This window comes from Mesorhizobium sp. M7A.F.Ca.MR.148.00.0.0 (assembly GCF_003997735.1).
Lineage (GTDB): Bacteria > Pseudomonadota > Alphaproteobacteria > Rhizobiales > Rhizobiaceae > Mesorhizobium.
Map to the genome: position 1 here is coordinate 1 of NZ_RZTB01000749.1, position 226 is coordinate 226.

Genomic DNA, 226 nt, shown 5'->3' on the forward strand with positions numbered 1-226 from the left:
CTCGTGAACTTGCTTCCTGCGTCCTCGCGGTTGCACGTCGCCATTATCGGCGGCGGCTTTTCCGGCGCCGCGGTGGCGTGGCACCTGGCGCAAATGCCTCGGCCGGAGCGGATTTCCATTTCCGTGGTCGAGCCACGGCCGGTTCTTGGCGGTGGCCTTGCCTATTCCAGTGAGGAACCGTCGCACCGGGTCAATGTCCCCGCAGCCAGGATGAGCATGGCTCCCG

General features: G+C 65.9%; 1 protein-coding gene. It reads left to right on the forward strand.

Annotated elements, in window-relative coordinates; translation table 11 throughout:
• Nucleotides 1-3 precede the first annotated feature (3 nt).
• Nucleotides 4-226 (forward strand): FAD-dependent oxidoreductase (locus tag EOB49_RS36110; protein ID WP_127383594.1); only part of this gene is annotated, 223 nt, incomplete at its 3' end.